Consider the following 24,929-nt stretch of genomic DNA (forward strand, 5'->3'; position numbering starts at 1 on the left):
GTCCTTTCTGGACGCGTCGGAAAGGGCAGGTCAGGCGGAGAGTTTGCGGATCGCGCGCAGGGCGAAGGCGGTGGCTCCGGCGCCACCGATCACCACGATGCCCACCGAGATCAGGATCGAGGGATGGCTGAAGTTCCCGGCGAAGAGCGCGCGTTCGGCGTTGACCACGTGGGTCAGCGGGTTGATCCGGGAGAGCACGAACAGCCAGCCCGGCGCGGTGTCCATCGGCAGCAACATGCCCGCGGTCAGCATCAGCGGCAGGATCGCGGTCTGCACCGCGGTGTAGAACAGGTACGCCTGCTTGATCACCAGCCCCAGGCCGAGGGAGGCGATGCCCACCGCCGCGGAGAGCAGGATCAGCATCACCAGCCCCAGGAAGGTGCCCAGCGGATCCACCGAGAGCCCGAAGGGCAGCACCACCACGATCAGCACCAGCGCCTGCACCAGCAGCGTGCTGACCTGCCTGCCGACCTGGCCGATCAGCAGCGCGATCCGGCTCACCGGCGAGGCCAGCAGCCGTTCCAGCGAGCCCATGTCCCGCTCGTACATCAGGTCCGCCCCGGCGAAGGCGGTGCCGAACAGGGTGGTGAAGACCAGCATGCCCGGGATGAACCAGGACCACGGGGTGCCGCCGCCGGGCACCCCCGGCAGGCTGAAGGTGGACAGCAGCGGACCGAACAGCGCCACGTAGAGCAGCGGCTGGAGCAGCCCGGTGATGATCGCCATCGGGTTGCGCAGCGTCGGCCGCATCTCCCTGGCGTAGATGACACCGGTCGCGGTGATCAGGTTCATGCCGACTCCTCACGCAGGCTGCGGCCGGTCAGGGACAGGAAGACGTCGTCGAGACTGGGCCGGGAGACATTCAGCCCGCGCAGCCGGATCTCCGCGGTGTCCAGGGCGCGGACCAGCATCGGCAGCGCCTCGTCGCCGTGCTCGATCCGCAGGGTCAGCCGAGTGCCCTCGGCGTTGACCTCGTGCGCGCCGGGCAGGGCCGCGCCGATGGTCACCGCGCGGGCGGCGGCCTCGGGCTCGCCGAACTCCACCGTGACCAGGTCGCCGGAGACCTTGGCCTTGAGCTGGTCCGGGGTGCCCTCGGCGATGATCCGGCCGTGGTCGATGACGATCACCCGCTCGGCCGCGGTGTCGGCCTCGTCCAGGTAGTGGGTGGTCAGGAAGATGGTCGTGCCGTACTGCTCGCGCAGCCCGGTGATGTGCGTCCACAGGTTCGCCCGGCTGTGCGGGTCGAGACCGGTCGAGGGCTCGTCCAAGAACAGCAAATCGGGGCGGTGGATCAGCCCGAGGGCCACGTCCAGGCGGCGCTTCTGCCCGCCGGAGAGGGTGGCCACGTACCGCTTGGCCTGCTCGGCCAGTTCCAGCTGGTCGAGCAGCTCATCGGCCCGCTTGCCCGCATCCGCCGAGCCGAGCCCGTAGATGCGGCCCTGCGCGACCAGCTCGTCGCGGACCTGCTGGCCCTCGCTGGCCCCGTGCTTCTGCCCGATGTAGCCGATCCGGCCGCGCACCGCGTCCGGGTTGGCGCGCACGTCGAACCCGGCCACCTTCGCCTCGCCGGAGGTGGCGGGCAGCAGTGTGGTCAGCATGCGCAGTGTGGTGCTCTTGCCTGCCCCGTTCGGGCCGAGGAAGGCGACGATCTCGCCTTGCACTACGTCCAGGTCAACGCCCTGGACAGCCTTCACTACCTCCCCTTTTGCCTTGAAGTGACGGACCAGATCCCTGGTGTGGATCATCCCCAGCTCCCTACTCAAACTTGAGTCGCCGGGCGAGGGTAGGGCAAAACGGACCCTACATACAAGTTTGAGTGGAGGAAAAGTCTCAGCCGCAGCTGATGTCGGGGCGCGGCCGGGCCCTCGGTGTCCCGTCACTGTTGAGCGCGGCGCCGCCGGGCATGCCGAAGACGTGCGGGGCCTCGCCGGCGAAGGTGTGTTCCCCGGCCTCGATCCGTTCCACCAGGTCCTGGGTCCAGGCGATGCTGCTGTCCGCCGAGCGCCGCCAGACCCCGAACAACTCGCTCATGTGCGCGGGTTCGGTCAGGTCCCCGGCCTGCCCGGCGACCTGGGCCCGGTTGACCTCCAGTGCGGCCAGCCGCTCCTTGAGCAGCGAGATCACCTCATCGCGCGGCAGGGTCGGCATCAGCACCAGTGCGGCGGCGAGCAGGTCGGGTTTGTGCTGTTCCGGTTCACGCAGGGTGGCCCGCAGCAGTCGCAGGAACTCCGCCTCGCCTGCCTCGGTCAGCGCGTAGTCGACCCGGCCCACGTTGGTCAGCGGCGAGGAGGCGGTCATCAGCTCCTGCTTGGTGAGCTGTTTGAGGCCGTGGTAGATCGAGCCCCACTTGATGTTGGCCCACTCGTGCGCCCACCAGGACTCCAGCTCGGCGCGCACCAGATAGCCGTGTGCGGTCCCGCACCAGCGCACCACACCGAGCAGCAGCAGCCTCGTCGCCGACATCGTCTCCCTGTTCAGTCACGCCTACCTGGGGTGACCAGGTTATCCCTGCTCGATACAGGCTCGCCGGAGGTCGGGCACGGCAAGGCACAAGGTGGCCCCGATCAGCTCCAGTCCGGCGCAGAGCAGATAGGCGGGCAGCACCCCGAAGGCCTCCACCGCCAGGCCGAACAAACCAATGGCCAGCGGCGCGATGCCCAGGCTGCACAGGGTGTGCACGCTGCTCACCCGGCCGCGGAAGGCATCCGGCGTGCGCGCCTGCAGCAGCGTGCGCACCGCGATTCCGCACGGCGCGCCGCCGAGTCCGACCAGCACCGCGGCGAAGACCGCCACCGGCAGACTCGGCCAGACCGCCATCGCCACCATGGCCAGGGCTTCGCCCAGCGCGGCCACCGCGACGATCAGCCCGAGCCGGGTGCGCAGGTGCACCCGCAGCAGCACCAGCGCGCCCAGTGCCGCGCCGCCGCCGAACCCGGCCACCAGCAGCCCGATCCCGACCGACCCCCAGCCGCGGAACTCGGCGAGCACCGCGATGCCCAGGTTCATCGGTCCGACAAAGCCCAGGTTGATCACCAGTGCGGCCAGGATCACCGTGCGCAGCACCCGGTCTCCGCGCAGGAAGGCGAAACCCGAGCGCATCGCGGCGAACATCGGCTCACCGCTGGGCTCGACCTCCCGGCGTGGCCGGGCCGAGGCCACCGCGACCATGGAGAGCACGAAGGTCACCGCGTTGACCACACAGGCCAGCGGCAATCCGCCGACGGCCACCAGCACGCCGCCCAGTGGCGCGCCCAGCAGCAGCGCGGCCCTGGCCACCACCTCGTTGAGCGCGGCGCCGGAGGAGAGCTGCCCGAGTTCGAGCAGCCGCGGTTGCAGGGATCCGGCCGCGGGCAGGAACACCGCGTCGGCGATGCCGAAGGCCAGCGCGACCAGCACCAGCCACAGCACGCTTGGCGAGGTGAAGGCCAGCACCGCGGCCAGCACCATGACCACCGCGCGGGCCAGATCGCTGCCGATCATCAACCGCCGCGCGTCGAACCGATCGGCCAGCGCGCCACCGAGCAGCATCAGCGCCAGCCGGGGCACCGCGGCCACGGTCATCACCAGACCGGCCACGCCGGGAGAGGCCAGCTGCACCGCGGAGTAGGACAGCGCCACGTGCCAGACCTGATCACCCAGCAGCGAGGTGCCGTGTCCGGCGAGGTAACGCAGGTAGGCGGGTTCGCGGTAGGCCGGGCGAACGGCGAGGGCGGTGCTCACGGGCGCTCCGGGAAGGCGTGCAGGAACAGGAACACGTGCTCGCGGCCGTCCTCGGCCTCGGGTCCGGCCGGCAGGTCCTTGCGCGGTTCACGCCATTTGGTGATCACCGCGTGCAGCTCGTCCTCCAGCTCGCGCAGTTCGGTGTCGGTCAGGCGCAGGTAGTTGTTGGAGATGAAGGCCGAGGTGTTCCACTGCCCCTGCCAGCCGTCCCGGGTCTGCTGGAAGGCGCGGGAGCGCTCGAACTGGTCGGTCACCATCTGGGCCAGCGCCGCGGCGGCCACCGTGCGCGCTTCCGGGGTGGTGAAGTCGGTCCAGGCCCAGGATTGGTTCTCCCCGGTGGCCCGGTACCAGCGTTCGCGGCGGTCCCTGGCCAGTTCGGGCGCGGCGACGATGTAGCCCGCCTTGGCCAGCTCCCGCAGGTGGTAGCTGACCAGGCCGGGATCGGTGTCCACCCGCTTGGCCAGCGCGCTCACCGTGGCCGGGCCGGTCTGGGTCAGTAGCTGGTAGAGCTGCTGCCGCAGTGGCTGGGCCAGGCCCTTGAGCACCTCGGGATCGGTGATACGACGGTTCCCCATGTTCCAGAAGATAAGTTCCAGAAGAAATCTTCCGCAACTGGTTTCGGCAATACCTGCCAGAACGTGTCAGTCTCTGCTGGCACGGTGACCGGCATGAGCAAGCCACTGAACGGAAAGATCGCCCTGGTCGCCGGCGCCACCCGCAACGCCGGCCGGGGCATCGCCATCGAGCTGGGCGCGGCGGGCGCCACCGTCTACATCACCGGCCGCACCGCGGGCGGGGCGAAGTCACCGGAGAACCGCGGCGAGTCCCTGGAGGAGACCGCGGCCATGATCGAGGCCGAGGGCGGCACCGCGGTGATCGTGCCGGTGGACCACCTCGACCCGGCCCAGGTGCAGGCCCTGATCCAGCGCGTCGACACCGAGCAGGGCCGCCTGGACCTCCTGGTCAACGCGATCTTCGGCGGGAACTCCCTGCTGGAGTGGGACAAGCCGATCTGGGAGCACGATCTCGACGGCGGGCTGAAGATGCTGCGGCTGGCGGTGGACACCCACCTGATCACCGCGCACCACGCGCTGCCGCTGATGCTGCGTCACCCCGGCAGCCTGCTGATCGAGCTGACCGACGGCACCACCGCGTACAACCAGGACAACTACCGGGTCAGCACCTACTTCGACCTGACCAAGGCCAACTGCAACCGGATCGCCTTCACCCTGGGGCATGAGATGAAGGCCAAGGGCGGCACCGCGGTCGCGCTCACCCCTGGCTGGCTGCGCTCGGAGATGATGCTGGAGGCCTACGGCGTGACCGAGGCGAACTGGCGGGACGCCCTGGTCAAGGAACCGCACTTCGCGATCTCCGAGACCACCCGCTACGGCGGCCGGGCGGTGGCCGCGCTGGCCGCTGATCCCGAGGTGGCGCGGTTCAACCAGCAGTCCCTGGACGCGGGCAGCCTGGCCCAGGTCTACGGCTTCACCGACCTGGACGGCTCCCAGCCCGACGCCTGGCGCTACCTGGTCGAGGTGCAGGACCCTGGCAAGCCCGCCGACACCACCGGCTACCGCTGATCGAGGGTCCAGCCCCGCGCCACGGATCGCGCGCACCTGCCCGGCTCATCGCCCATGCTGACGTAGAGCGCGGCCAGCATGGGCACGCCGCTGCTCAGGGTCGACCGGGGGAGTGGGCCGTTGGCCACCAGGGAGACCAGGCCATGCGCGATGGCCCAGCTCTGGGTGGCCAGTTCCAGCGGCACCACCTCGGCCCGGAACCGCTCGGCCACCCGGCCCCGGTCGGCGGCCTGGACCAGGTATTCCAGGGTCGCGTCGGCGGCCTTGAGGTCCTCCAGGTCAAAACCGGCGTCGAACATGACCCGGTACAGGTCGGGGTGATCCAGGGCGTTGCCGAGATAGGCGGCCACCAGCGCGGTGAGGTCGGCGACCGGATCGGCCGAACAGGTCAAGGTGGCGAAGCGGGCGGCCAGGCGGGTGAAACCCTCCTGCCGCAACCCTTTCCACAGCCCGTCCATGCCGCCGAAGTGGGTGTAGACGGCCATGGTGGACACGCCGGTCCCGGCCACCAGGGAGCGCAGCGTGACCGGCTCGCGGGTGCGCAGCAGCAGTGCCGCCCGCTCCAGCAGCAGGGTGCGGACCGCTGGATCCTTCGACCTGGTCATGCGTCCAGGATACATAGCATTGCAATGTTATGTATTGTCGAGCCATGGCTATCACCCTGGTTAACCCCGCCGGACTGCCCAAGGTCGACCTCTACCGGCAGGTCGCCGTGGCCACCGGCTCCAGAATGGTCTTCATCGCCGGTCAGGTCGCCCGCGACGCCGACGGCGGCAAGATCGGCGAAGGCGACCTGGCCGCCCAGGTCGAGCAGTGCTACCTCAACCTCGGCATCGCACTGGCCGAGGTCGGCGCCACCTTCGACGACGTGGCCAAGGTGACCGTGTACTTCGTCGGCTGGCACCCGGACCTGATCGCGCACTACGTCGAGGGCGCCGGGCGGGCCGCGGCGAAGCTGGGCATCACCGCGTTGCCGCCGCTGACCGGAATCGGCGTGGCCGCACTGGCCGAGCCGGATCTGCTGGTGGAGATCGAGGCGACCGCGGTCCTGGACTGAGTTATCCGGCCAGGAACCCGGAAACCACCGAGGTGAACGGGTCGGGGGCGTCCAGCCACGGCCAGTGCCCGCAGCCGGGGAGCACCGCCAGTACCCCGGCCGGGTGCAGGTCGGCGACCAGCTTGGCCGGGGTCAGCCCCGCGATCCCGTCCTCGGCCCCGGCCACCGCCAGCACCGGATGCGGCAGCGCCCTGGCCTGGTGCTCGACGTAGAACGCGCCCCGCAGCCAGCCCGGCGGACTGCCGTTCTCCGCCGGTTCCTGGGTCCGCACCCCTCTGGCCTGGATGCGCGCCACTTCCTCGGCGTCCGGCTCGCGCGAGCCGCGACCGGCCGGGGCGATGAGCACCAGCCGCCGGACCCGCCGGGGTTCGGCGGCGGCGTAGGCCTGGGCGGTCAGGGTGCCCGCGGAGTGCGCCAGCAGGTCGATCCGCGGCATCCCGAGATGGGCGCGCAGTGCCTCGATATCCTTGACCTGGGCGGGAAACGCGCAGCTGGCCTGGTCCTGGGGGATCTCGGAGTCCCCGCCCGCCCTGGCGTCCAGCCGGATGAGCGTGTGGTGCCCGGCCAGTCCACCAAGGTCGCCCAGGCTGGTGGCGTCCGCGCCGGGTCCGCCGGAGAGGCAGATCAGCGGCGGGCCCGCGCCGAGTGTGGTGTAGGACAGCCGAAGTCCGTCATAGCTCTCGAAATGCGGCATCCCGCCCAGGTTGCCACAACTCGCCGGTACGCCGGTGTCGATTCCGCGAGCCCGTGCCCGTCGGGTGGGGGAGAGCCGGAATCGGCCGAAGGAGGAGTGGGTGAAGTACCTGCTGATGGTCTGCGCGGAGACCGCCGCGGACACACCGGAGTTCGCGGCCTGGCTGCGCGAAGTTGACGACCGGGGCGCGAGCCGGACCGGACTGCCGCTGGCCGGGCCGGCCGAGGCGGTCACGGTGCGGGTCCGCGGCACCGAGCGCAGGCTTGCGGAAGGCCCGTTCGGGGAGATCAACCCGTGGTCCGTGGAGATCATCGACTGCGCTGATCTGGACACCGCGGTGGCCATCGCCGCCGCGCATCCGGCCGCGGGCCGGGGTCCGATCGAAGTTCGCGCGTACTGGGAGGACTGAGTAATGAAGTACCTGATGTTCGTGCGGGTGGATGACGCACTGGTTGGCACGGTCGAGGACAACGTGGCGGACTGGGTGGACACCACCCCGCAACGCCTGGACGGGGACCGGCTCCGGCCGACCGCGGCAGCGAAGACCGTGCGCTCGCGGACCCTGGTCAGCGACGGGCCCTTCGCCGAGACCAAGGAGTGGATCGCCGGATTCGACCTCCTGGACTGCGCGAGCCTGGACGAGGCGATCGAGATCGCCGCCCGGCATCCGGTGGCTCGCTTCGGCGCGATCGAGCTTCGTCAGGTCGGCTGAAGCTCCTCGGCCAGCGCCAGGGCGTCCTGCACCGAGCCCGCGGCGGCCGGGATCGGCGGCGGAGAGGTCCGTCCGGCATAGTGCGTTCCCAGAAGGAACTCACTACCTCCTGGGGGCAGGACATGCGCACGAAACCGGCTGGCGACTTCGACTACGAGACCCACGGCTCCGGCTACGCCCAGCATCGCCGCACCGACCCGCGCATCGCCGAGCTGGTGCACGCCGCCCTCGGCGACGCGCGGACCGTGGTCAACGTCGGCGCGGGCGCCGGCTCCTACGAGCCCCTCGATCGGCACGTGATCGCGATCGAACCCGCCGCCGCCATGCGCGCCCAGCGGCCGCCGCGGCTGGCCCCGGCGATCAACGGCATCGCCGAGGAACTGCCCCTGGACGACGGCAGCGTGGACGCGGCCATGGCCACCATCACCGTGCACCAGTGGTCCGACCCCGAACGGGGCCTGCGCGAGCTGCGGCGGGTCAGCCGCGGCCGGGTGGTGATCCTGACCATCGACGGCCCGGCCCTGGCCCAGGGCTGGTTCGCCGAGTACGCGCCGGAGGTGGTCAGCGTCGAACGCGGCCGCTACCTGCCCGTCGAGCGGATGGCCGAGATCCTCGGTGGCGCCACCATCACCCCGGTCCCGGTGGCGCTGGACTGCGTGGACGGGTTCACCGACGCCTACTACGGCCGCCCGGAACGCTTCCTCGACCCCGCGGTGCGCCGCGCCCAGTCCGGCTGGGGCTTTGTCGGACCCGAGGCCGAGGCGCGGATCGTCGCCACCCTGGCCGCGGACCTGGAGTCGGGGGACTGGGACCGGCGGTTCGGCCACCTGCGCACCCAACCGTCCTACGACAGTGCGCTGCGACTGGTCGTGGCGGAGTAACTAGCCCAGCCGGGGGTATCGGAGGTCACCCGGTGTCGGTGCGCACACGCGTTGTGCGAACTGGGAAAACACCGAATGGCGGACGCTAGTCTCAGGTGTTTTGTCCTGACCTGGCTGGAGGTTTCGCACAGGTGGCTGGCTTGTCTGTTTCCGCACTCGTCGACCTGGTCCGCGAGCGCTCCCCCTATTACCGGGAACTCTACGCGGAGCTGCCACCCGCGCCGGACCTGACCGACCTGCCGATCGTGGACCACGCCGGGTACTGGGCGGCGAACACCTTGCGGGACAACCGGTTGCACACCGGCGAACACGTCGGCGGACTGGTGTTCAAGACCGGCGGCACCACCAGCGCGCCGCGGGTGTCGGTCTACACCCGCGCGGAGTGGCGGGAGATGAGCGAGACCTTCTCCACCGGCCTCGTCGGCGCGGGCCTGGTCGACGGGGACCGGGTGGCGAACCTGTTCTACGCCGGGGAGCTGTACTCCAGCTTCATCTTCACCCTCAACACCCTGCAGGACGCGCCGGTGGACACCGTGCAGCTGCCCATCGCCGGGTCGGCTCCACTGGAGTTCGTGGCCAAGACCCTGGCAGAGTTCGGCGCGACCGTGCTGGCCGCGCCGCCCACCTCGCTGTGCCAGCTGGCCCAGCACGTGGTGGACACGGTGGGGTCGCTGCCGCTGGTGCGGATCGTGCTGTTCAGCGGTGAGGCCTTCTACGGCGACCAGCGGGCGCTGATCAACACCGCCTTCCCCGGCGCGCGGGTCCGTTCGATCGGTTACGCCAGTGTGGACGGTGGCATCCTGGGTGGGCCGGTCGAGGGTGAGCAGGACGCGCGGGTCCACCGGGTGTTCCCCGGGCGGATCATGGAGATCCTGGACATCGACTCCGGCGAGCCGATCCAGCAGGCGGGCCGACCCGGCCGGGTGGTGGTGACCGACCTGGTGCGCACCCTGCAGCCGGTGGTGCGTTACCCGGTGGGCGATCTGGCCGAGTGGACCGACTTCGAGTCGCGGACCTTCCGGTTGCTCGGGCGTTCCGACGAGGGCGCGCGGGTGGGACCGGTGACGGTCTACCTGGACGATCTGCGCTCCATTGTGGAGGGTGCGGCGGCCGGGCAGTCCATCACCGGCATCCAGGTGGTGTTGCGGCGCAAGGACGCCAAGGACCAGCTCGTGCTGCGCCTCGGTGGCACGGTCACCGGTGAGCAGGAACTGGCCAGGGCCATCGCGGCGCGGCTGGACGAGGTGCGGCCGATGTTCGCCGACCACGTCGAACGCGGCCTGATCCAGCCCCTGGCCGTGGAATGGGCGGGCACCGACGGGCTGAAGATCAACCCGCGGACCGGCAAGCTGGTCCGGCTGCTCGATGAGCGCGGTGCCTGATGTTATTGCGCAACAAGAACTTCGCCCTGGTCTGGGTGGGCCAGGTGCTCTCCCAGGGCGGCACCAGGGTTTACCAGATCGCGCTGCTGTGGTGGCTGCTGGGCAGTCTGCCCGCTGACAGCCGGGGACTGGCCTCCGGGGCGTTCCTGGTGATGGGCGCGCTGCCGCCACTGTTGCTGGTCCGCCAGATCGGCCGCCGCCTGGACCGCCGCCCCAGCCGTACGGTGATGCTGCGCACGGAACTCATCGCCTGCGCCGTGGTCACCGTGCTGGCGATCCTGGCCACCCAGGACGCGGTGTCGCCGTGGATGGTCTACCCGGTCGCGGTGGTGCTGGCCACCTGCCAGGCCTTCTTCGACCCCTGCCTGCTCAAGTCACTGCCGGAACTGGTGGCGGGCAAGGACATCGAACGCGCGGTCGGCTTCGGCGCGGCCACCCAGTCGGTGGCCAACTTCGCCGGCGCGGCCTTCGGCGCGGTGCTGCTGGCCACGGTCGGCTTCACCGGCGCGATCTGGCTCAACGCGGCCAGCTACGCCATCGCCGCGCTGTGCCTGACCGCGGCCAGGTTCACCCCGGCCCCGGCCCCGCCCGCACCCCCGGCGGAGGCTCCCGTCGCGGACGGCGGCACCTGGCACTTCCTGGGTTCGATGCCCGGGGTGCGGCCGCTGCTGGTGTGCTTCGCCGCCGCGAACTTCTTCTCCGCGCCCACCCTGCTGGTGCTGCCGCTCTACACCAAACTCGTGCTGGCACAGGGCGCGGGCACCCTGGCGATCCTGGAAGCCGCGCTGTGGCTGGGTTTGCTGCTGGGCGCCTTCCTCGCCGCGAGTATCCCCACCGGCAGCCGCACCATCCGCTTCGGCGCGGTCTGCATCGCCTTGTTCGGCCTGTGCCTGGCGGTGCCGGGGCTGCTGGTGGACCAGTGGCTCTACGCGGTCGCGCTCGCGGCCAGCGGCTGGTTCCTTGGCGTGTCCAACGTCAAGTTCACCGCGCTGTTCCAGCAGGTGGTGCCGACTGAGGTCAAGGGCCGGTTCTTCGCCGCGCTGCAGGCCGCGATCAGCGCCACCTTCCCGATCGCCTTCCTGGCCTTCGGCGCGTTCGGTGACGCGCTCAGCCCGCAGCTGCTGACCCTGGCCCAGGCCGGTGGACTGCTGGTGCTCGCGGTCGCGCTGGCCCAGCTGCGCGAGCCGAAACCGGTGATGGCGTAACGGGTTCAGCCGCGGTCGGTGAGCAGCGCCTCCAGGTCCGTGCGGGCGTAGTGGCCATGTTTCTGGACCAGGCCCCGCCACTGCGCGAACTCCAGGAACTGGTCCTGCCGCTGCCAGCCCAGCGCCGTGGCCGCGTCCGCGATCGAGAGACCCGCCACGATCCACGCGATGCGCTCGGCCACCACGGCGGCCAGCGCCCCGGCCTGCTCGTTGGCCACGCGGTCCAGCTGCGCCGGTGCGAACAGGTCGTGCGAGCGGCCGTTGCTGGTGTATCTCGCGGCGACGGTGAGCACGCCCTGCTCGGCCAGTGCGGCCACGTCGGCCGGGATGACGTCCAGGCCGCCGCGTCCGGCCAGCCTGCCCGCCGCGCGGTGCAGGCCGATCGGGTACTCCGCGCCCACCGCCGCGCGGATGCGGTCGGCCTCGCCGGTGAGCGCGGCGGCCGCGGCGGCGGACCAGCGCGGGTCCAGGTCCGGTGCGGGGATCAGGCCGAACTCCCGGCCCACCGCGACCTGCCAGGCCCGTAGACCGAGATGCTCAGCCAGCTCGGCCTGGTTGTAGCCGGGCGATGTCGTCTCGCTTGTACTCATCAGCAGTGCTCGGTGATCAGCACCAGCCGGGCGCCGGTGGCACTGCGCCACATGCTCACCCCGTAGCTCAGCTCGTGCTGCACGGTCGCCTCGCCCTCCACCCGGCCCGCCACCCGCTCGGCCCAGAACCCCGGCCGCGCGGCCGGATCCAGCCAGGTCAGCTCGGGATCGGCCGATTCCACCGCGACCAGCGTCGAGCCGCGCAGCACGAACCGGCGCGCGTCCCGCTCGGGCAGCCAGCGCGGCTTGCTCCGGAACCACTCCCGGCCCTGGTGATCAATCCAGCTCTCCCGGGAAGAGCGCCACAGCTCGGTCATCAGCCGGTCCGCGCTTCGTGTTCGGCGCGGGCGGCCAGGACTTCCGGCAGGTGCTCATCGGCCCAGGTGCAGCAGGATTCCAGCAGCCCGAGCAGCGAGCGGCCCAGCCCGGTCAGCTCGTACTCCACCCGCGGCGGGATCTCCGGGTAGTGCGTGCGAGTCAGCATGCCGTCGCGTTCCATCGCGCGCAGCGTCTCGGTGAGCACCTTCGGCGTCACCCTGGCCATCGGCACCCGCAGTTCGGTGAACCGGCGCGGCCCGTCCTCCAGGCAGCGGATGACCATCGCGGTCCACTTGTCGCCGATCCGGAACGGCAGCGCGCTGGAGGGGCAGGCCGGGTCGAACAGATCCGGACGCAGTGGCGTGGTCACTTCCCGAACGGTAGCCAAGTACCTTTGAAGTAACAAGTATGTCGTGGATAGCGTCCAGGTCAGCGCCGTGATCAGCACGGTCCTGACGAACTGGGGAACCCATGAGCAAGATCATCGTCTTCGGCGCCGGTGGCCGGGTCGGCAGGCTGGTGGTGGCCGAGGCACTGGCCCGCGGCCACCAGGTGACCTCGGTGGTCCGCGATCCGGCCCGCCACCCCGGCCTGCCCGGCCAGGTGGTCAGCGGAGATATCACCGACGCGGACTCGGTGGCCACGCTGGTCCCCGGTCACGACGTCGCGGTCAGCACGGTCTACGACGTCAGCGCCGATCCGGCCGCCTGCTACACCGCCGCCGCCCAGGCCCTGGCCGCCGTGCCCGGGGTGCGGGTGCTGGTGCTGGGGATCGCGGTATTGCTGGAGTCCGCGCCGGGGGTGCGGTTGATGGACGCGCTGGGATTCCCCGAGGAGTTCAAGCCGTTCTGCCTGGGGCACCTGGCCGGGACCGAGGTGCTGGCCAGGACGGACGGCCTTGACTGGCTGGTGCTGAGTCCGATCGGGGAGTTCGACTTCGCGGCCGCGCGCACCGGGCACCGCACCGACGGCGGGCCGGTCGCGCCGGGCTGGCCGCGGACCGAGGGCGCGTTGTCCGGGCTGGACTTCGCCGCCGCGGTGGTCGAGGAGATCGGGACACCTCGCCACCGCGGTCAGCAGGTCGCGGTCTATCCGGTCTGAGATCAGGTCAGGGCGCGGGTGAAGAACTTGATCACCTCGTCCACGGCCCGGCCGCGCTGCCGCTGCTCATCGAGCTGGGTGACCACGGTGCCGGACTGGGGTTCCCGGCACTGGCCCTCGGGCAGCGGCGGGTTCTCCTCCCGGCCCGGCGCGTCGTCATAGGCGTGCTGCTGTCCACTGCCCGGCGACCATCGGGTGTTGAAGAAGTTGTGGTTGCCACCGGTGTAGGTGCTGACCGCGGCCGGATACCGGGTGCCGGCGGCCAGCGCGTCGCGGACGTAACCGCGGCCGGCCTCGCCCACCGCGCCATCGCAGGTGCTCACCAGCACCCGGACCGGCGCGGTGGTGACCAGGCCGTCGCTGACATCGCCCTCCACCAGGGGGAAGTACACCGGTGCGACCGGCAGCACCGCGCGGATCCGGACGCCGGCCGGGACCTTGGCCCGCTCCCGGTCGGCGGCCTGCCACATGATGCCCTTGCCACCGCGGGAATGCCCCAGCGTGCCGACCCTGCTGAGGTCGGCCCGGCCACGGAAGTCGACCTCGCGAGCGGCGCCGGTGTCCGGATCGGTGAACCGCCCGGCCAGTTCGCCGTCCCCGGTGGCGGCCAGCCGCTGCCACATCGCCAGATGCTTGTTGATCAGATCCGCGCGGGCCTGATACGGCTGCATCGGCTGGGCCGGTCCGCTGCCGCCGGGACGGTTCCACTGGCCCTCGATCGCGTTGGCCGCGATGGACACCGCGATGATCCCGCGTTCGGCCAGCGCCCGGCCGAGATAGTCGTAGCCGCGGTGACTGGGCATCGGCGCGGAGCTGGTGCAGGGCCAGGCCGCCTCGTCGACACAGGAGTGCCAGGAGCCGTGCAGCATCAGCACCACCGGCGCGGGCCGGGAGCTGCGCCGCACCGGGTAGTGCACCACCGCGGTCAGCTCCAGGGGCTCGGGCATGGCCGGGGTGCGAAAGGCCGCCCGCCCCAGGTCGTAGGCCACCGTCCGCACGCCCTGGCCTTCCGCCTCGGCCTGGGCGAGCACCGGGCTCAGCGTCAGCAGGAGCGCGGCGACGGTGGACACGGCGGGTTTGCGCAGGGGCACAGCGGATCCCTTCGGCGGTGGAGTGGCCGTCACCGACGGTAGGGGTGAGTTGTCAGGAAGTTGTGAACCGGCTGTCAGTCCGCGGTGACCCCGACCTCAGTTCGGATTCACAACTCAAGGGTAGGCTGGCGGCATGCCCGAGGTCGCCGAGGTCAGCACCGACAACTGCTCAGTGGCGCGCACGCTCGCCGTGGTCGGGGAGAAGTGGTCGCTGCTGGTGCTGCGCGAAGCCTTCTTCGGCACCGCCCGGTTCGAGGAGTTCCAGCGCCGGATCGGCTGCGCCCGCAACCTGCTGACCCAGCGCCTGGCCACCCTGGTCGAACACGGCATCCTGGACCGCGACAGCTACCGGGAGCCCGGCCAGCGCGCCCGCCCCGAATACCACCTCACCGGCAAGGGCCGCGAGCTGTACCCGGTGCTGGTGGCGCTGATGCAGTGGGGCGACCGGCACGTGGCCGACCCCGCCGGACCGTCGGTGCTGCTGACCCACCACGACTGCGGCGAACCCGTGCACGCGGTGCTGACCTGCGGCGCCGGACATGACCAGCTGACCAGGACCGACCTGGACCTCCACCCCGGACCCGGGGCACACCCTGCCTGATCAGGCCCGGCTGAAACTCATGTCCAGCCAGTGCGTCCACTCCCCGCGCACCAGGCGCTCCCACCGCGCGGCCATCACCGATTCGGCGATCCGCAGCGTGGCCCTGGTGTCCGGACCGAGGAAGGTCCACACGCCCTCGGCGTCCACCCGCGCGATCATCTCCGCGAGCACCCCGCGATTGTCGAAAGCCCGCATCGGGTAGCCGCCGGTGGCCGGATCGTAGGGGCCGATCATCTCCAGGACCTCGACGTGCTCGCCGCCGAAACGCACGTCCACCCGGTGCACCAGGAAGTGCTCGCCGGCGAACCAGGTGTACTCGTCGGTGCCGATGATCCGCACCGGCGGGCTGTCCAGGGTCTCCCCGCTGGAGCGCCACAGGCCGAGCAGTGCGTTGAGGGGGGCGTTCTCCGCGGTGGGCATCGGGCCTGCTCCTCATCGGTAAGGTGGGCTGACGTGCGGATCGGAGAGTTGTCGGAGCGTACGGGCACCCCCCGGCGGTTGCTGCGCTACTACGAGGAGCAGGGCCTCATCCTGGCCGAGCGCTGCCAGAACGGCTACCGCTCCTACGACGAGTCCTCCGTGGACCGGGTCCTGCAGATCCGCGGCCTGCTGGACGCCGGGCTGCCCACCCGGCTGATCAAGCAGATCCTGCCCTGCCTGAACAAGCCCCGCACCATCCACTTCCCGGACGCCACCCCGGAGATGATCACCACCCTGGAGCGCGAGCGGGACCGGATGTCGGGGCGGATCGAGGCGCTGGTGCGCAACCGGGACGCCATCGCGGAGTACCTGGACGCGGTCCGGGACGGGACCCCGCCCGCGGCGTGACCGGATGAACCGCTCAGCCGAAGACGTCGACCTGGTCGGCCAGCCACTCGGCATAGCTTCGTGGTGGGCGGCCGAGCACCCGGGTGACGGTGGCGATGCCGAGGCCGAGCCAGCGGCGGTAGTCCGGGTCCTCCGGGTTCGCCGCCCAGGCCGCCCTGGCGGCCAGCCACTGCTCGATCTCCTCCGCGGCCAGACCCTGCCCCCTGGCGTGCTCGGCGGCCTGCTCCGGAGTCTGTTCGGCCAAGGGGATGTCCCGGCCGAGCGCCTGCCCGATCAGCCGGAGCTGCTCGCGGAGGCTGATCGGCTCGCCGTGCACGGTCAGCGTCTGGCCGGCGTAGCCGTCCTCGAACAGCGCCGCCATGGCGATCGCGGCCAGATCGTCCTCGTCGAGGAACGGGCACGTGCTGTCCGGGTACGGCTCGCGGATGACCTCGCCCGCGCGGATCGCCGCGGCCAGGTTGGCGCGGGAACGCGGATAGCCCTCCCGCAGGGTCTGGCTCATGATCGGCGAGGGTTGCAGGTGGGTCCACCGCGCCCCGCTGCGTTCCACCACCACCTCGATCGCCAGCCAGTACCAGGACTCCGGCTCGAACTCGATCTCGAAGTCGGGCCCGTGCGAGGACAGCACCGCGATCCGCTGCACCCCGCCCTGCCTGGCCAGGGTGACGGCCTCCCGGACCGTTCCCGGGAGCGCCCCGGCCAGGAACATCCGCTCGATCCCGGCGAAAGCAGCCGGAACCTCCCCTGGCCGCGCGACATCGCCCACCACGATGTCGGTGCCCGGCGGCCAGCCCGCTGTCTCCGCCGGTGGCGCCAGCACCCGCGTTGGCTGCCCCGCGGCGAGCAGCCGGGCGGCGAGCCGGCGTCCGACCGGTCCGGTCGGGACGTGTCCCGGGTAGTCGCGCTCCTCCACCACGGTGATCAGGGTGGTCATCTGGAGTCCTCCTTCTCCTTGACGGTCAGCGCAGCAGCGGCAGGAAGATCGTGTCGACGATCTCCCCCGCACGTGGTCGGCTACGGCGCTGAAGGTCACCAGGATCTCGTGCCGCGGCAGGTCGAAGGGAAGCGATTTAACGCTCGCCGAGCACACCCACCTCGTCGACCTCGCCGGGCTGGCGGTCGCCCGCACACGCCGGCTGGGCACGGCCTGAAAGAAGGAAGAGGGCGGACCGGGCTCGGGGTTCCGGCCCGCCCTCCGCGCGCTCAGCTGTTGCGAGCGCGCCGATCGACCACCGCGACCAGCTTGCCGCTGGCCCCGGTCCGGTCGAAGGTCGTCGGATCGGTCAGCTGCACACGCAGGTCCACCAGGTTGTCCCGGACCGCGGTGACGGTCAGTTCCGGGTAGCGGGCCAGGAACTCCGCCTGCACCGCGTTCGGGTCCAGGTTGGCCCGGCCCCGTTCCAGGCGGATGGTCAGGCTTTCCCGCTCGTCCTGCTCGTCCAGCACGATCTGCAGATCACCGGCGTAGGCGAAGGCCTCATCGGCCACCGCGACGAACCGCCGGTAGTTGAGGAAGTGCCCGCCACTGCGGAAGACATCCCCGGAGCGGCCCAGCAACTCAAACCGCGGGGTGCGGCGGCCGCACGGGCAGTCCTCGGCCAGCCAGCGGCCAAGGTCGCCGATCTCGTAACGGTCCAGACGCTGGCCGCGGCGGGTGTGCGCGGTGAAGACCAGGCGGCCGGTCTCGCCGGGGCCGACCGGGCGATCCTCTTCCCGGTCCAGGATCTCCAGGGTCTGGATGCCGGCGAAGAGGTGGTGCACCCTGGCCGGGGAGTCCGGGCACTGGTAGCCCAGCGGGCCGCCGTCCACACTGCCATAGGCGGCGCTGCGGATGAGTTCGACGCCGAACTCCTCGGTCAGCCACTGCCGCTGGGCCTCGCTGAAATGCTCGCCGCCGTAGAAGATCTTGCGCACACCCCGGTAGTTGCGCAGGGTGTCGCCGGACTCGTCGAAGAGGCGAAGCAGGTAGCTGGGCATGCCGAGCAGGGTGTCCACCCGATTGTCCACAATGGACTTGGCCACCAGGTCGTGCAGGTTCTGCTGACCGGCCATCGGGAACTGCACCGCGCCCAGGCGTTCCAGCGCGGAGAAGAAGCTGAGGAACCCGCCGTAGAGCTGGCCGCCGAAGAACAGGTTCATCGTCCGGTCGGTGCGCGGGTCCAGCCCGGCAGCGAGGAGGCCCTCGGCGCCGTGCCGCATGTGCTCGTCGTAGTCGGCCCAGCTGAACGCGGACAGCTTGGGCTCGCCGGTGGTGCCGCCGCTGCGGAAGAACACCTCGGCCCGGCTCAGATCGGTCTGCAACTCGTCGAAGCGCGCCTTGGTGGTCACCGGCACGGCGGGCGGCGGCAGCGGACGGGAGGAGACCAGGTCGTCCAGGCAGGCGTGCCCGGCGAACCGCGCGTCCAGCTGCACGTCGACCCGGCGGCTGTAGCGCTGCAACGCGTACACCCCGTCGTGCGGTTCGCCGTCGTAGCTGCCCAGCATCCGGCCGGGCATGGTGATCCGCTGCACGCCCGCGCCGATCAGCGCGCGGGTCAGCGTGGCCACCTCGTCGCGGTCCGCGCCAAGGCCCACGGTCTGCAGGTAGCGGCGCATCGGCCGCAGCACCTGGCCGATCTTGGTGCGGGACAACGATTTCACCCACACCGTGCGGAACAGCGGGGAGGCGCGCAGCGCGGAGCGGGTGTCGGCGAGCACCCGCCAGGACCCGTCGGCGGCGGCGTGCACCTTGGTCAGCCCGAGGTGCTCTTCCAACTCGGTGACCAGCACGGTGTTGGTGATCTCGGCCCATTCCGGGTCACTGGGCGCGCGGACCTCGGTGGCGGCCACGGTCTCGGCCAGCACCGCGGCGAAGCGCTCGGCGAAGGCGAAGACCTCCGCGTCGTCCTCGGTGTCGAGGTAGATCACCTGCGGGCTGGAGCAGGCCTGCTGGTCAAGCAGACACACATCCGCGGCGACCGCGCGCAGGGTGTCCGGCTCGGCCCAGGTGGCGGCGGTGAGGTAGGCGAAGGACAGCTTCGGGCCCCAGTCGACCAGGCGGCAGCCGGGGCGCAGCACCGAGGCGACGCCGGCCAGGGCTTCCTCGCCGCCCCAGGCGGCCACCGCGTCAGCCGGCGCGCACATCCGCTCCAGCCAGTCCTTGCGGCTGGAGGAGTAGTGCAGCACGATCACCCGGCGGGTGATCTGCCCGGTCGGATCGGCCTCGGCCAGCGCGGCGAGCAGTTCGGCGGTGAACCGCGAGTCCTCGCCGCTGGTCTTGATCACGTTGAGGTTGCCCGAGAGCAGCCCTTCCAGGCCGCTCATCGCGCCGGCGGCGGGGGCGTTGCCGGGGGCGATGTGCGCGAGCAGCCCGACCGGCGCCCATGCCTCGAAAATCTCCTGCCGGAAGTCGAACCGGGTCAGCCGGCCCGGGTCGATGCCGCCGAGTTCGCGGACGACCTTGCGCTCCAGGGTGTCCCGGCCCAGCGCGCCGGTGAGCTGGGTCAGGGTCGCCTCGATCTCGGCCGCGGGCACATGCCAGGCGGCGAGCCGGTCGGCCAGGCGTTGCCGCACCGGGCTGTGCGCGTCACGGAGCTGGCCGACCAGCTTGTCCGCGGCGGCCAGCACCAGCAGCGGGCTCAGCGGTTCGCCGCCGAGCACCTGCTGGGTCAGCTCCTCCAGGGTGTCCAGCCTGCGGTCGGCCTCGGCGTCGGTGACCCACTCGCCCTGCCAGTAGTGCTGGTTCACGATTTGTCCTTCAGGAGTTCGGCGGCGGCGATGGCGCAGCTCTTGTTGCGGCTCAGTCCGGCGCGGCCCAGGATCCGGATCCACGGGGTCGGGGCGCCGCAGCCGCATTCCGCGGGGGTGTGCAGCGAGGCGAGGTCGCCCATCAGCACGCTCTGCGCGGGTGCGGAGGTGATGAACGGGGAGACGAACTGGAGGTAGCCGGGTTCGCCGTAGCCCAGCGGGGACAGGTCGCGGACCGAGCGGATCAGCACCCGGGACCAGACCGGCACGTGCATGTTGTGCCGGGCGCATTCCATGTAGGGCACCGAATGCTCGACCGAGCCGAAGCCGTCCCGGATCCGCTCGTCCGGGATGCCCAGCTGCTCGGCGATCTTGCCGTACAGCTCGGGCTTGCTGATCTGCTTGTCCGCGTTGCCCTTCCAGCCGCCGCCGAAGACCACCAGCGAGGCCGGGTCCAGCTGGATCGGCTTCATGCCCATGTTGCGCATCCGGTCCAGGGTGAAGGACAGGAACGCCGGGAAGCCCAGGATCCGCACCGGCACACCGTCTTCGGCCGAGCGCAGCAGCGAGCGGATCGCGCCGAAGGCGTCGAACTCGTGCCCGGTGCCGGTGCTGGGCAGGGCGTGCTCGACCCGGTTGACCGGGGCGAACTCGCACAGGTAGTTGTCGGTGAAGGAGGCGCCCAGGTTCAGGCCCGGCCGGGGCTGGTAGGTGTAGATCAGGTAGTCCACCGCGCGGCTGCCGTCGATCCAGCCGTAGTGGTCGAAGATCCGCGCCACCATCCGCTGCCCGGCCCGCAGGGTCCACTCGTCGAAGAACATCTGCGACTTCTGACCCGTGGTGCCCGAGGAGGTCACGTGCAGCTTGACCTCATCCCGCGGGATGGAGACGACCTCGTGCATCTTGAAGAAGTTGGCGTGCACGAACGGCTGCCGCGCCAAGTCCACAATGGACTCCAACGGCGCACGGCCCTTGCTCGACCACAGCGAGTCGAAGAACGGCGAGCGCGCGGCGTGCCAGGCGTTGGACTCGTTCATCGCCGCCACGAACAACTCGTCCGCGTCAGCGCCTGCCGCGTAGGGCGCGGCCAGGTCGCACAGCCGCTGCACCGCGTCCAGCGCGGCCGGGTCGGGGACCGTGACCGGTCCGAGGTAGGAACTCACCGGAACACCCCGCGTGTGTTGAGATACATCTGTTTCCAGGCTTCGATGTACTGCTCGGTGAACGGCTGGAAGGCCGCGTCGATGGCCAGGCCCCGGAAGTCCAGGGGCTGCATGGTGCGCGCCATGACCACGTAGTCGCGGAACAGCTCGCCGTCGCGGCGCATCGCCGGGTAGGCGGCCGCGGGCAGGAAGCCGTGCGCGAGCAGCTGGCCCAGTTCGTCGAAGGCGTGCAGTGGCACCAGGGTCTCGATGTAGAAGGCGCCGTAGTCGTTGAGCTGCTCGATGAGCAGGTCCAGGTGCCGGGCCACCGCCATCGCGTCCGGGTTGGCCCCGATCAGCGTGCAGTAGCCGTCGTTGCCGGACAGGTGCGCGAACACCTCGTAGGAGCCGTCGGCCGCGGCCAGCAGCACGTTCGGGGTGTGGAAGGGGTAGAAGCGCCGGTCGGCGTTGGTGAGCTGCTCGTTGTAGCGGCGCAGCACGAACCGCGGCGCGCTGATCAGCTCGACCTCCGGCGCGGGCTCCCCGCGCCGCACCGGCACCTCTGCATCGGGCACCAGTTCGGGCCGGACGGGCAGGCCCACGACCTTGTCCACCGCGTCCAGCAGCGGGCCGAGGCTGGCCGGGACCCGCTCCACGGGGTGGCGCTGTTCGAGCACGCCGTCCTGGTGGCGGGCCAGCAGGACCATGGTCTCGTGCCGGGCGGCCTTGCGCAGGTTCGGGAAGATGCCCAGCGCCTTGAACCCGCTGCGCAGGCAGACCCGTTGCGGGGCGGTGGAGGTGGTGCGCGCGGTGCCGTAGACGGAGTCCGCGCGCCCGTCGGAGAGGATCAGCTCGGCAAGGGAGCTGACCGCCTGCTGGGCCAGGCCGCCACCGCGGTGCTCGGGGTGGACGACCAGGCCCTGCATCTTGCCGAGCCGGTCGGCGGGTTCGACGTTGCCGACGATGGAGGCGACCAGCTCGCCGTTGTCCCTGGCCACCAGCCAGCTCGTCCGGTCGGAGGTGATCTCGGCGGCCATCACCTGCGGATCGGTGCCCAGCGGCAGCGCGTAGGCGCGGCCGTAGACCTTGCGGTAGAGCCGGAGTAACTCGTCGATGTCCTCGACGCTCGCCCGCTCGAACACAGGCCCCAAGGCAGTTCTCCGTTCTCGTTCCCCAGATGTTTCGCAGAATGCGGCCGGGACTGCGCAGTCGACCGGAGCCACTGGGAAGACTAGCCGCCCGTCAGGCTTGACCATGATTTGATAAAGCCCTGACCTGCGAAGATGTCCTGATGGGGCGATCAGGCTCACATGCGGATACGACCAGATGTCGCAATTAATGAGAGGTCTTCGAACCAGGGCAACACGGATAGGCCGGAAGTTGCAGAGCGGAGGCGGCCTTGGTGGTGAGTTTGTTGAAGAATCCGCTCAACCGCGGCGAGGCGAGCGCCTTGTACATCAGGTTGCGCCGCCGGATACCGAAGGCGGTGCGCGGGGCCAGGAACGCCCCGGCGTTGTCCGAGGTCTTCTGACACCCGGTGGCGTAGTCCCGGATGATCCGTTCGTAGGCCCGGAACGCCACCCGGTGATCACCATTGGCGGCCTGGAGTTCCCCGGCGAGCACGTGCGCGCACACCACGGCCAGCCCGGTGCCCAGCCCACCGCAGGTGGCCCCGTAGCCGGCGTCGCCGAGCAGCACGATCCGCCCCTGGGACAGGCGGTCGAGGTGGATCTGGCTGATCGAGTCGAAGTAGAAGTCCGGCGCTTCCCACATCGCGTCGATGATCTTGGGCACCTGCCAGCCCATCCCGGCGTAGGTCCGCTCGACGATCTTCATCTGCTGTTGCGGGTCCCGCCGGTCGTACTCCAGGGGGTCGCTGGCGAAGACCAGCAGCGCGCCTGCCTCGACGCCGCCGAGGGTGGCGCCGCGGCCGGGGTCGTTGTAGAGGCGGTTGTGGTTGTCCGGGCCGGGGTGGCCGGGCATGGTGAAGCCGCACACGTAGTAGCCGAGGTGGCGCAGGAACTGCTCCTCCGCGCCGAAGGCCAGGCGGCGGACGTTGGAGTGCAGGCCGTCCGCGCCGATCACCAGGTCGAAGGTGCGCGGCGCGCCGCGTTCGAAGGTGACCTCGACGCCGTCGCCGGTCTCGGTGAGCGAGGTGATCGAGTCGCCGAAGACGTACTCCACGTCGTCCTTGGTGCGGTCGTGGATGATCCGGCTCAGGTCGCCGCGCAGGATCTCCACCTCGCCCGCGGTGAGGTAGGCGGGCAGCCTGGCCAGGTCCCGCCCGTCCCGGTCCACCACGATCATCTCGCCCGCGTCGGTCTGGTTGGCCCGCACCGCCTCCAGGATGTCCATCCGGCGCAGCACCTCCAGGTGCACCGGGCCGCGGAAGTCCACCGCGAACCCGCCGGGGCGCAGCGCGGGGGCGCGTTCGACGACGGTGGGGTTGAAGCCGTAGCGGCGCAGCCAGAAGGCCAGGGCGGGTCCGGCGATGCTGGCGCCGGAGATCAGGACGTTGCGGTTGCTGGTCATGGCGGCAGCCTGGCCGGGCCCGCTGACCGGCCGCGCACCATCGGCTGACGGTGCTGGTCAGAGCGTGATGACCTGCCGGTAGATGTTGGCCCGGTAGGCCGCGGTCATGCCCAGGGATTCGTACAGCCGGTAGGCGCCGGTCGGGTTGGTGGTGTCCACGCCCAGTCCCACCTTGCGCCGGCCCGCGGCCGCGTACCCGGCGAAAGTGCTGCACAGCAAGGCTGAGGCCAGGCCGCGGCCGCGGTGTCCGGGTAGCACGCCGAGCCATTTGACCCAGCCCTCGTTGTCGGCCAGGGACTGGTTCGAGCAGACCGACACCCCGGCCAGGTCACCGCCGTCGGCCTCGGCCACCAGGCTGTCCGCCCACTGGATGCCGGGCGTGGCCGCGAATTCCGCGAAGGTGCTGTGCAGCGGGTGGGCGGTCTCGGCGAAGGTGGCGCACAGCAGTTCGTGGCAGGCGCGCAGCTCCTCGGTCCGCAGCGGCCGCAGGGTGTAGCCCGGCACGGGTTCGGCCGGTTGCTCGGTCCCGGTCAGCGGCCTGCTCATCCGGGCGTGCTGGCGCTCCAGCTCGAATCCGGCCGCCGCGAGCACCCGCAGGTAGGCATCCTCGGTCGGCACCGCGACCGCCTTGGCGATCACCTCGCGGTGTCCGGCGGCCGCGGCGCGGGCGGTGACCCGCTCCAGCAGCAGCGCGATCAGCGTGGCCTGCACCGCCGGATCGGCGCCCGGGCGGGCGTAGGCCTCGCAGCACATCTCCCCGGCGGTGTCGCTGGGAGAGTCCAGATAGCCCCAGCCCGTCAGCTCGCGTTCCTGGTCGCGGACCAGCCAGGAGTCGGCGGCCGGGTCGAAGCCGGGTGCGGTCAGCGCCGCGGTCACCTCGGACTCGTCGAAGTCGGGGAACCCCACCGCGGCGATATCGCTGGCGTGGACCAGGGCGAGGATCTCCGGGACCTCGGCCAAGGTTGGCCGCTCAAGGGAGTAGCCGTCGGGAGGGCGCATCGGGCCAGTGAAGTCCGGGCCCGGCGGGGGAGTCCAACCAATAACGCCGGGTCTACCCCTTCGGGCGGAGTGCGTGCACCCCGGCGAGCACCAGATCGACGCCGGCCAGGAACTGCTCGCGGTCGTCATGCTCGCGCATCTGCCCGGCGACAGCCCGGAGGAACGAGAACTGCTCGGGGTCGAGCCGGTCCCATTCCGCCGACGCGGCCGCCAGGAACTCGGCGCGGTCCGCCTCGGATCCGAGCACTCCGGCGTTCGCGGCGTTCTGGCCCGCGGCGCCGAGGATGTAGTGCACCAGCGCGGAGGTCGCGGTGAACCAGCTCTCCTCTGGCACGCCGAGTGCGCGGATCTGGCGGCCGATGCGCTCGAAGATCCGCGGCGTCACCGCGCCCCAGGGGTTGCGGGAGAGCTGCGTGGAGAGCTGGGTGGCCAGCCACGGGTGCTGCTCGATCGCCTCGAACAGCCCGAGCGCGACCGCCCGGATCTCCGCCCGCGGCGAATCCGCGGGTTCGGTGGTCAGGGCGGCGGTGATGACGGCCTCGGTCGCGGCGCCGACCAGCTCGCCCTTGTTCGCCACATGCCAGTAGATCGCCCCTGGCCCGGTGGCCAGGCGTTCGGTGAGGACCCGGAAGGTCAGCCCGCTCTCGCCTGCCGCGTCGAGCAGTTCGACGGCGGCGGCCACGATGCGCTCCCGGGAGAGCGCCTCGGTACGTCGCTGGGACCGGCCCGACCGCGTTGCCATGCCGCCATCTTGACACATCTGGAAT

The 24,929-nt window shown here is 70.9% G+C and carries 29 protein-coding genes; 10 read left to right on the top strand and 19 right to left on the bottom strand.

The features are described 5' to 3' along the window. Positions 1–30 precede the first annotated feature (30 nt). The 5 genes from ACTOWY_RS23775 to ACTOWY_RS23795 all read right to left on the bottom strand — a co-directional run bounded on the left by ACTOWY_RS23775 (position 31) and on the right by ACTOWY_RS23795 (position 4,295). On the bottom strand, positions 31–792 hold the full coding sequence (locus ACTOWY_RS23775; RefSeq protein ID WP_441311866.1) for an ABC transporter permease: 762 nt from the start codon (positions 790–792) through the stop codon (positions 31–33). Further along, on the bottom strand, positions 789–1,745 hold the full coding sequence (locus ACTOWY_RS23780; RefSeq protein WP_441311867.1) for an ATP-binding cassette domain-containing protein: 957 nt from the start codon (positions 1,743–1,745) through the stop codon (positions 789–791). Before ACTOWY_RS23780 ends, ACTOWY_RS23775 begins: the two co-directional genes overlap by 4 nt. 85 nt (positions 1,746–1,830) lie before the next feature. Continuing rightward, positions 1,831–2,463 carry a PadR family transcriptional regulator gene (locus ACTOWY_RS23785; RefSeq protein ID WP_441311868.1) on the bottom strand — a complete coding sequence of 211 codons (633 nt, stop codon included), beginning with the start codon at positions 2,461–2,463 and terminating at the stop codon, positions 1,831–1,833. A gap of 39 nt (positions 2,464–2,502) precedes the next feature. Then, positions 2,503–3,720, bottom strand: a complete 1,218-nt coding sequence (locus ACTOWY_RS23790) for an MFS transporter (RefSeq protein WP_441311869.1) — start codon at positions 3,718–3,720, stop codon at positions 2,503–2,505. Further along, a complete protein-coding gene (locus tag ACTOWY_RS23795) occupies positions 3,717–4,295 on the bottom strand; it encodes a winged helix-turn-helix domain-containing protein (protein ID WP_441311870.1) in 579 nt (192 codons plus the stop codon). Before ACTOWY_RS23795 ends, ACTOWY_RS23790 begins: the two co-directional genes overlap by 4 nt. Before the next feature lie 93 nt (positions 4,296–4,388). Between ACTOWY_RS23795 and ACTOWY_RS23800 the strand changes: the two genes are divergently transcribed. Further along, positions 4,389–5,303, top strand: coding sequence for an SDR family oxidoreductase (locus ACTOWY_RS23800; protein ID WP_441311871.1), 915 nt, complete (start codon positions 4,389–4,391; stop codon positions 5,301–5,303). Here ACTOWY_RS23800 and ACTOWY_RS23805 read toward each other — a convergent pair. Then, positions 5,294–5,908, bottom strand: coding sequence for a TetR/AcrR family transcriptional regulator (locus tag ACTOWY_RS23805; protein ID WP_441311872.1), 615 nt, complete (start codon positions 5,906–5,908; stop codon positions 5,294–5,296). The genes ACTOWY_RS23800 and ACTOWY_RS23805 overlap by 10 nt on opposite strands. Before the next feature lie 44 nt (positions 5,909–5,952). Between ACTOWY_RS23805 and ACTOWY_RS23810 the strand changes: the two genes are divergently transcribed. Further along, positions 5,953–6,360, top strand: coding sequence for a RidA family protein (locus ACTOWY_RS23810; protein ID WP_441311873.1), 408 nt, complete (start codon positions 5,953–5,955; stop codon positions 6,358–6,360). Position 6,361: 1 nt separating this feature from the next. Here the strand turns inward: ACTOWY_RS23810 and ACTOWY_RS23815 are convergent, their stop codons facing one another. After that, on the bottom strand, positions 6,362–7,054 hold the full coding sequence (locus tag ACTOWY_RS23815) for an alpha/beta fold hydrolase (RefSeq protein WP_441311874.1): 693 nt from the start codon (positions 7,052–7,054) through the stop codon (positions 6,362–6,364). Between the two features lie 100 nt (positions 7,055–7,154). On the opposite strand from ACTOWY_RS23815, the gene ACTOWY_RS23820 reads away from it, so the two are divergent. The 5 genes from ACTOWY_RS23820 to ACTOWY_RS23840 all read left to right on the top strand — a co-directional run bounded on the left by ACTOWY_RS23820 (position 7,155) and on the right by ACTOWY_RS23840 (position 11,234). Then, positions 7,155–7,463, top strand: a complete 309-nt coding sequence (locus ACTOWY_RS23820; RefSeq protein ID WP_441311875.1) for a YciI family protein — start codon at positions 7,155–7,157, stop codon at positions 7,461–7,463. Between the two features lie 3 nt (positions 7,464–7,466). After that, a complete protein-coding gene (locus ACTOWY_RS23825; protein ID WP_441311876.1) occupies positions 7,467–7,766 on the top strand; it encodes a YciI family protein in 300 nt (99 codons plus the stop codon). Positions 7,767–7,888: 122 nt separating this feature from the next. Then, positions 7,889–8,647 (top strand): class I SAM-dependent methyltransferase, encoded by a 759-nt coding sequence (locus ACTOWY_RS23830; protein ID WP_441311877.1) that lies wholly within the window; start codon positions 7,889–7,891, stop codon positions 8,645–8,647. A 140-nt stretch (positions 8,648–8,787) separates the two neighbouring features. Further along, positions 8,788–10,029, top strand: a complete 1,242-nt coding sequence (locus ACTOWY_RS23835; protein WP_441311878.1) for a phenylacetate--CoA ligase family protein — start codon at positions 8,788–8,790, stop codon at positions 10,027–10,029. Beyond that, a complete protein-coding gene (locus ACTOWY_RS23840; protein ID WP_441311879.1) occupies positions 10,029–11,234 on the top strand; it encodes an MFS transporter in 1,206 nt (401 codons plus the stop codon). Before ACTOWY_RS23835 ends, ACTOWY_RS23840 begins: the two co-directional genes overlap by 1 nt. A 5-nt stretch (positions 11,235–11,239) precedes the next feature. Here ACTOWY_RS23840 and ACTOWY_RS23845 read toward each other — a convergent pair whose 3' ends face one another. The 3 genes from ACTOWY_RS23845 to ACTOWY_RS23855 are packed head-to-tail and all read right to left on the bottom strand — an operon-like array spanning position 11,240 to position 12,512. Beyond that, positions 11,240–11,824 (bottom strand): hypothetical protein, encoded by a 585-nt coding sequence (locus ACTOWY_RS23845; protein WP_441311880.1) that lies wholly within the window; start codon positions 11,822–11,824, stop codon positions 11,240–11,242. Continuing rightward, the gene (locus ACTOWY_RS23850; protein WP_441311881.1) at positions 11,824–12,141 is read right to left on the bottom strand and encodes a hypothetical protein; all 318 of its coding nucleotides are present in this window, start codon (positions 12,139–12,141) and stop codon (positions 11,824–11,826) included. Before ACTOWY_RS23850 ends, ACTOWY_RS23845 begins: the two co-directional genes overlap by 1 nt. Continuing rightward, a complete protein-coding gene (locus tag ACTOWY_RS23855; RefSeq protein WP_441311882.1) occupies positions 12,141–12,512 on the bottom strand; it encodes a winged helix-turn-helix transcriptional regulator in 372 nt (123 codons plus the stop codon). Before ACTOWY_RS23855 ends, ACTOWY_RS23850 begins: the two co-directional genes overlap by 1 nt. A gap of 101 nt (positions 12,513–12,613) precedes the next feature. On the opposite strand from ACTOWY_RS23855, the gene ACTOWY_RS23860 reads away from it, so the two are divergent. Next, entirely contained in the window at positions 12,614–13,243 is a 630-nt protein-coding gene (locus ACTOWY_RS23860) for an NAD(P)-dependent oxidoreductase (protein ID WP_441311883.1), read from the top strand. Positions 13,244–13,245: 2 nt separating this feature from the next. Here the strand turns inward: ACTOWY_RS23860 and ACTOWY_RS23865 are convergent, their stop codons facing one another. Then, entirely contained in the window at positions 13,246–14,334 is a 1,089-nt protein-coding gene (locus ACTOWY_RS23865) for a hypothetical protein (protein ID WP_441311884.1), read from the bottom strand. Positions 14,335–14,467: 133 nt separating this feature from the next. On the opposite strand from ACTOWY_RS23865, the gene ACTOWY_RS23870 reads away from it, so the two are divergent. Beyond that, positions 14,468–14,935 (top strand): winged helix-turn-helix transcriptional regulator, encoded by a 468-nt coding sequence (locus tag ACTOWY_RS23870; RefSeq protein WP_441311885.1) that lies wholly within the window; start codon positions 14,468–14,470, stop codon positions 14,933–14,935. On the opposite strand, the gene ACTOWY_RS23875 is transcribed toward ACTOWY_RS23870, so the two are convergent. Next, positions 14,936–15,355, bottom strand: a complete 420-nt coding sequence (locus ACTOWY_RS23875) for a hypothetical protein (protein ID WP_247756841.1) — start codon at positions 15,353–15,355, stop codon at positions 14,936–14,938. Between the two features lie 33 nt (positions 15,356–15,388). Between ACTOWY_RS23875 and ACTOWY_RS23880 the strand changes: the two genes are divergently transcribed. After that, entirely contained in the window at positions 15,389–15,763 is a 375-nt protein-coding gene (locus ACTOWY_RS23880; protein ID WP_441311886.1) for a MerR family transcriptional regulator, read from the top strand. A 13-nt stretch (positions 15,764–15,776) separates the two neighbouring features. Here ACTOWY_RS23880 and ACTOWY_RS23885 read toward each other — a convergent pair whose 3' ends face one another. The 7 genes from ACTOWY_RS23885 to ACTOWY_RS23915 all read right to left on the bottom strand — a co-directional run bounded on the left by ACTOWY_RS23885 (position 15,777) and on the right by ACTOWY_RS23915 (position 24,904). Next, the gene (locus ACTOWY_RS23885; RefSeq protein WP_441311887.1) at positions 15,777–16,697 is read right to left on the bottom strand and encodes an NAD(P)H-binding protein; all 921 of its coding nucleotides are present in this window, start codon (positions 16,695–16,697) and stop codon (positions 15,777–15,779) included. Positions 16,698–16,966: 269 nt separating this feature from the next. Beyond that, entirely contained in the window at positions 16,967–19,489 is a 2,523-nt protein-coding gene (locus ACTOWY_RS23890; protein WP_441311888.1) for an acyl-CoA reductase, read from the bottom strand. Beyond that, entirely contained in the window at positions 19,486–20,652 is a 1,167-nt protein-coding gene (locus ACTOWY_RS23895; protein ID WP_441311889.1) for a LuxE/PaaK family acyltransferase, read from the bottom strand. The genes ACTOWY_RS23890 and ACTOWY_RS23895 overlap by 4 nt, the downstream gene beginning before the upstream one ends. Next, positions 20,649–21,773: a GNAT family N-acetyltransferase gene (locus ACTOWY_RS23900; RefSeq protein WP_441312037.1), complete on the bottom strand. Its 1,125-nt coding sequence runs from the start codon at positions 21,771–21,773 to the stop codon at positions 20,649–20,651. The genes ACTOWY_RS23895 and ACTOWY_RS23900 overlap by 4 nt, the downstream gene beginning before the upstream one ends. A gap of 193 nt (positions 21,774–21,966) precedes the next feature. Next, positions 21,967–23,163, bottom strand: coding sequence for an FAD-dependent monooxygenase (locus ACTOWY_RS23905; RefSeq protein WP_441311890.1), 1,197 nt, complete (start codon positions 23,161–23,163; stop codon positions 21,967–21,969). Positions 23,164–23,220: 57 nt separating this feature from the next. After that, entirely contained in the window at positions 23,221–24,162 is a 942-nt protein-coding gene (locus ACTOWY_RS23910; protein WP_441311891.1) for a GNAT family N-acetyltransferase, read from the bottom strand. 52 nt (positions 24,163–24,214) lie between these two features. After that, entirely contained in the window at positions 24,215–24,904 is a 690-nt protein-coding gene (locus tag ACTOWY_RS23915; RefSeq protein WP_441311892.1) for a TetR/AcrR family transcriptional regulator, read from the bottom strand. Positions 24,905–24,929 lie beyond the last annotated feature (25 nt).

Source organism: Crossiella sp. CA198 (assembly GCF_052078295.1).
Taxonomy (GTDB): domain Bacteria; phylum Actinomycetota; class Actinomycetes; order Mycobacteriales; family Pseudonocardiaceae; genus Crossiella.

Coding starts and splice junctions, on each gene's coding strand:
- ACTOWY_RS23775 (WP_441311866.1), bottom strand. CDS start 792: ATGAACCTGATCACCGCGACCGGTGTCATCTACGCCAGGGAGATGCGG.
- ACTOWY_RS23780 (WP_441311867.1), bottom strand. CDS start 1,745: ATGATCCACACCAGGGATCTGGTCCGTCACTTCAAGGCAAAAGGGGAG.
- ACTOWY_RS23785 (WP_441311868.1), bottom strand. CDS start 2,463: ATGTCGGCGACGAGGCTGCTGCTGCTCGGTGTGGTGCGCTGGTGCGGG.
- ACTOWY_RS23795 (WP_441311870.1), bottom strand. CDS start 4,295: ATGGGGAACCGTCGTATCACCGATCCCGAGGTGCTCAAGGGCCTGGCC.
- ACTOWY_RS23800 (WP_441311871.1), top strand. CDS start 4,389: ATGAGCAAGCCACTGAACGGAAAGATCGCCCTGGTCGCCGGCGCCACC.
- ACTOWY_RS23805 (WP_441311872.1), bottom strand. CDS start 5,908: ATGACCAGGTCGAAGGATCCAGCGGTCCGCACCCTGCTGCTGGAGCGG.
- ACTOWY_RS23810 (WP_441311873.1), top strand. CDS start 5,953: ATGGCTATCACCCTGGTTAACCCCGCCGGACTGCCCAAGGTCGACCTC.
- ACTOWY_RS23815 (WP_441311874.1), bottom strand. CDS start 7,054: ATGCCGCATTTCGAGAGCTATGACGGACTTCGGCTGTCCTACACCACA.
- ACTOWY_RS23825 (WP_441311876.1), top strand. CDS start 7,467: ATGAAGTACCTGATGTTCGTGCGGGTGGATGACGCACTGGTTGGCACG.
- ACTOWY_RS23830 (WP_441311877.1), top strand. CDS start 7,889: ATGCGCACGAAACCGGCTGGCGACTTCGACTACGAGACCCACGGCTCC.
- ACTOWY_RS23840 (WP_441311879.1), top strand. CDS start 10,029: ATGTTATTGCGCAACAAGAACTTCGCCCTGGTCTGGGTGGGCCAGGTG.
- ACTOWY_RS23845 (WP_441311880.1), bottom strand. CDS start 11,824: ATGAGTACAAGCGAGACGACATCGCCCGGCTACAACCAGGCCGAGCTG.
- ACTOWY_RS23850 (WP_441311881.1), bottom strand. CDS start 12,141: ATGACCGAGCTGTGGCGCTCTTCCCGGGAGAGCTGGATTGATCACCAG.
- ACTOWY_RS23860 (WP_441311883.1), top strand. CDS start 12,614: ATGAGCAAGATCATCGTCTTCGGCGCCGGTGGCCGGGTCGGCAGGCTG.
- ACTOWY_RS23870 (WP_441311885.1), top strand. CDS start 14,468: ATGCCCGAGGTCGCCGAGGTCAGCACCGACAACTGCTCAGTGGCGCGC.
- ACTOWY_RS23875 (WP_247756841.1), bottom strand. CDS start 15,355: ATGCCCACCGCGGAGAACGCCCCCCTCAACGCACTGCTCGGCCTGTGG.
- ACTOWY_RS23885 (WP_441311887.1), bottom strand. CDS start 16,697: ATGACCACCCTGATCACCGTGGTGGAGGAGCGCGACTACCCGGGACAC.
- ACTOWY_RS23905 (WP_441311890.1), bottom strand. CDS start 23,163: ATGACCAGCAACCGCAACGTCCTGATCTCCGGCGCCAGCATCGCCGGA.
- ACTOWY_RS23910 (WP_441311891.1), bottom strand. CDS start 24,162: ATGCGCCCTCCCGACGGCTACTCCCTTGAGCGGCCAACCTTGGCCGAG.
- ACTOWY_RS23915 (WP_441311892.1), bottom strand. CDS start 24,904: ATGGCAACGCGGTCGGGCCGGTCCCAGCGACGTACCGAGGCGCTCTCC.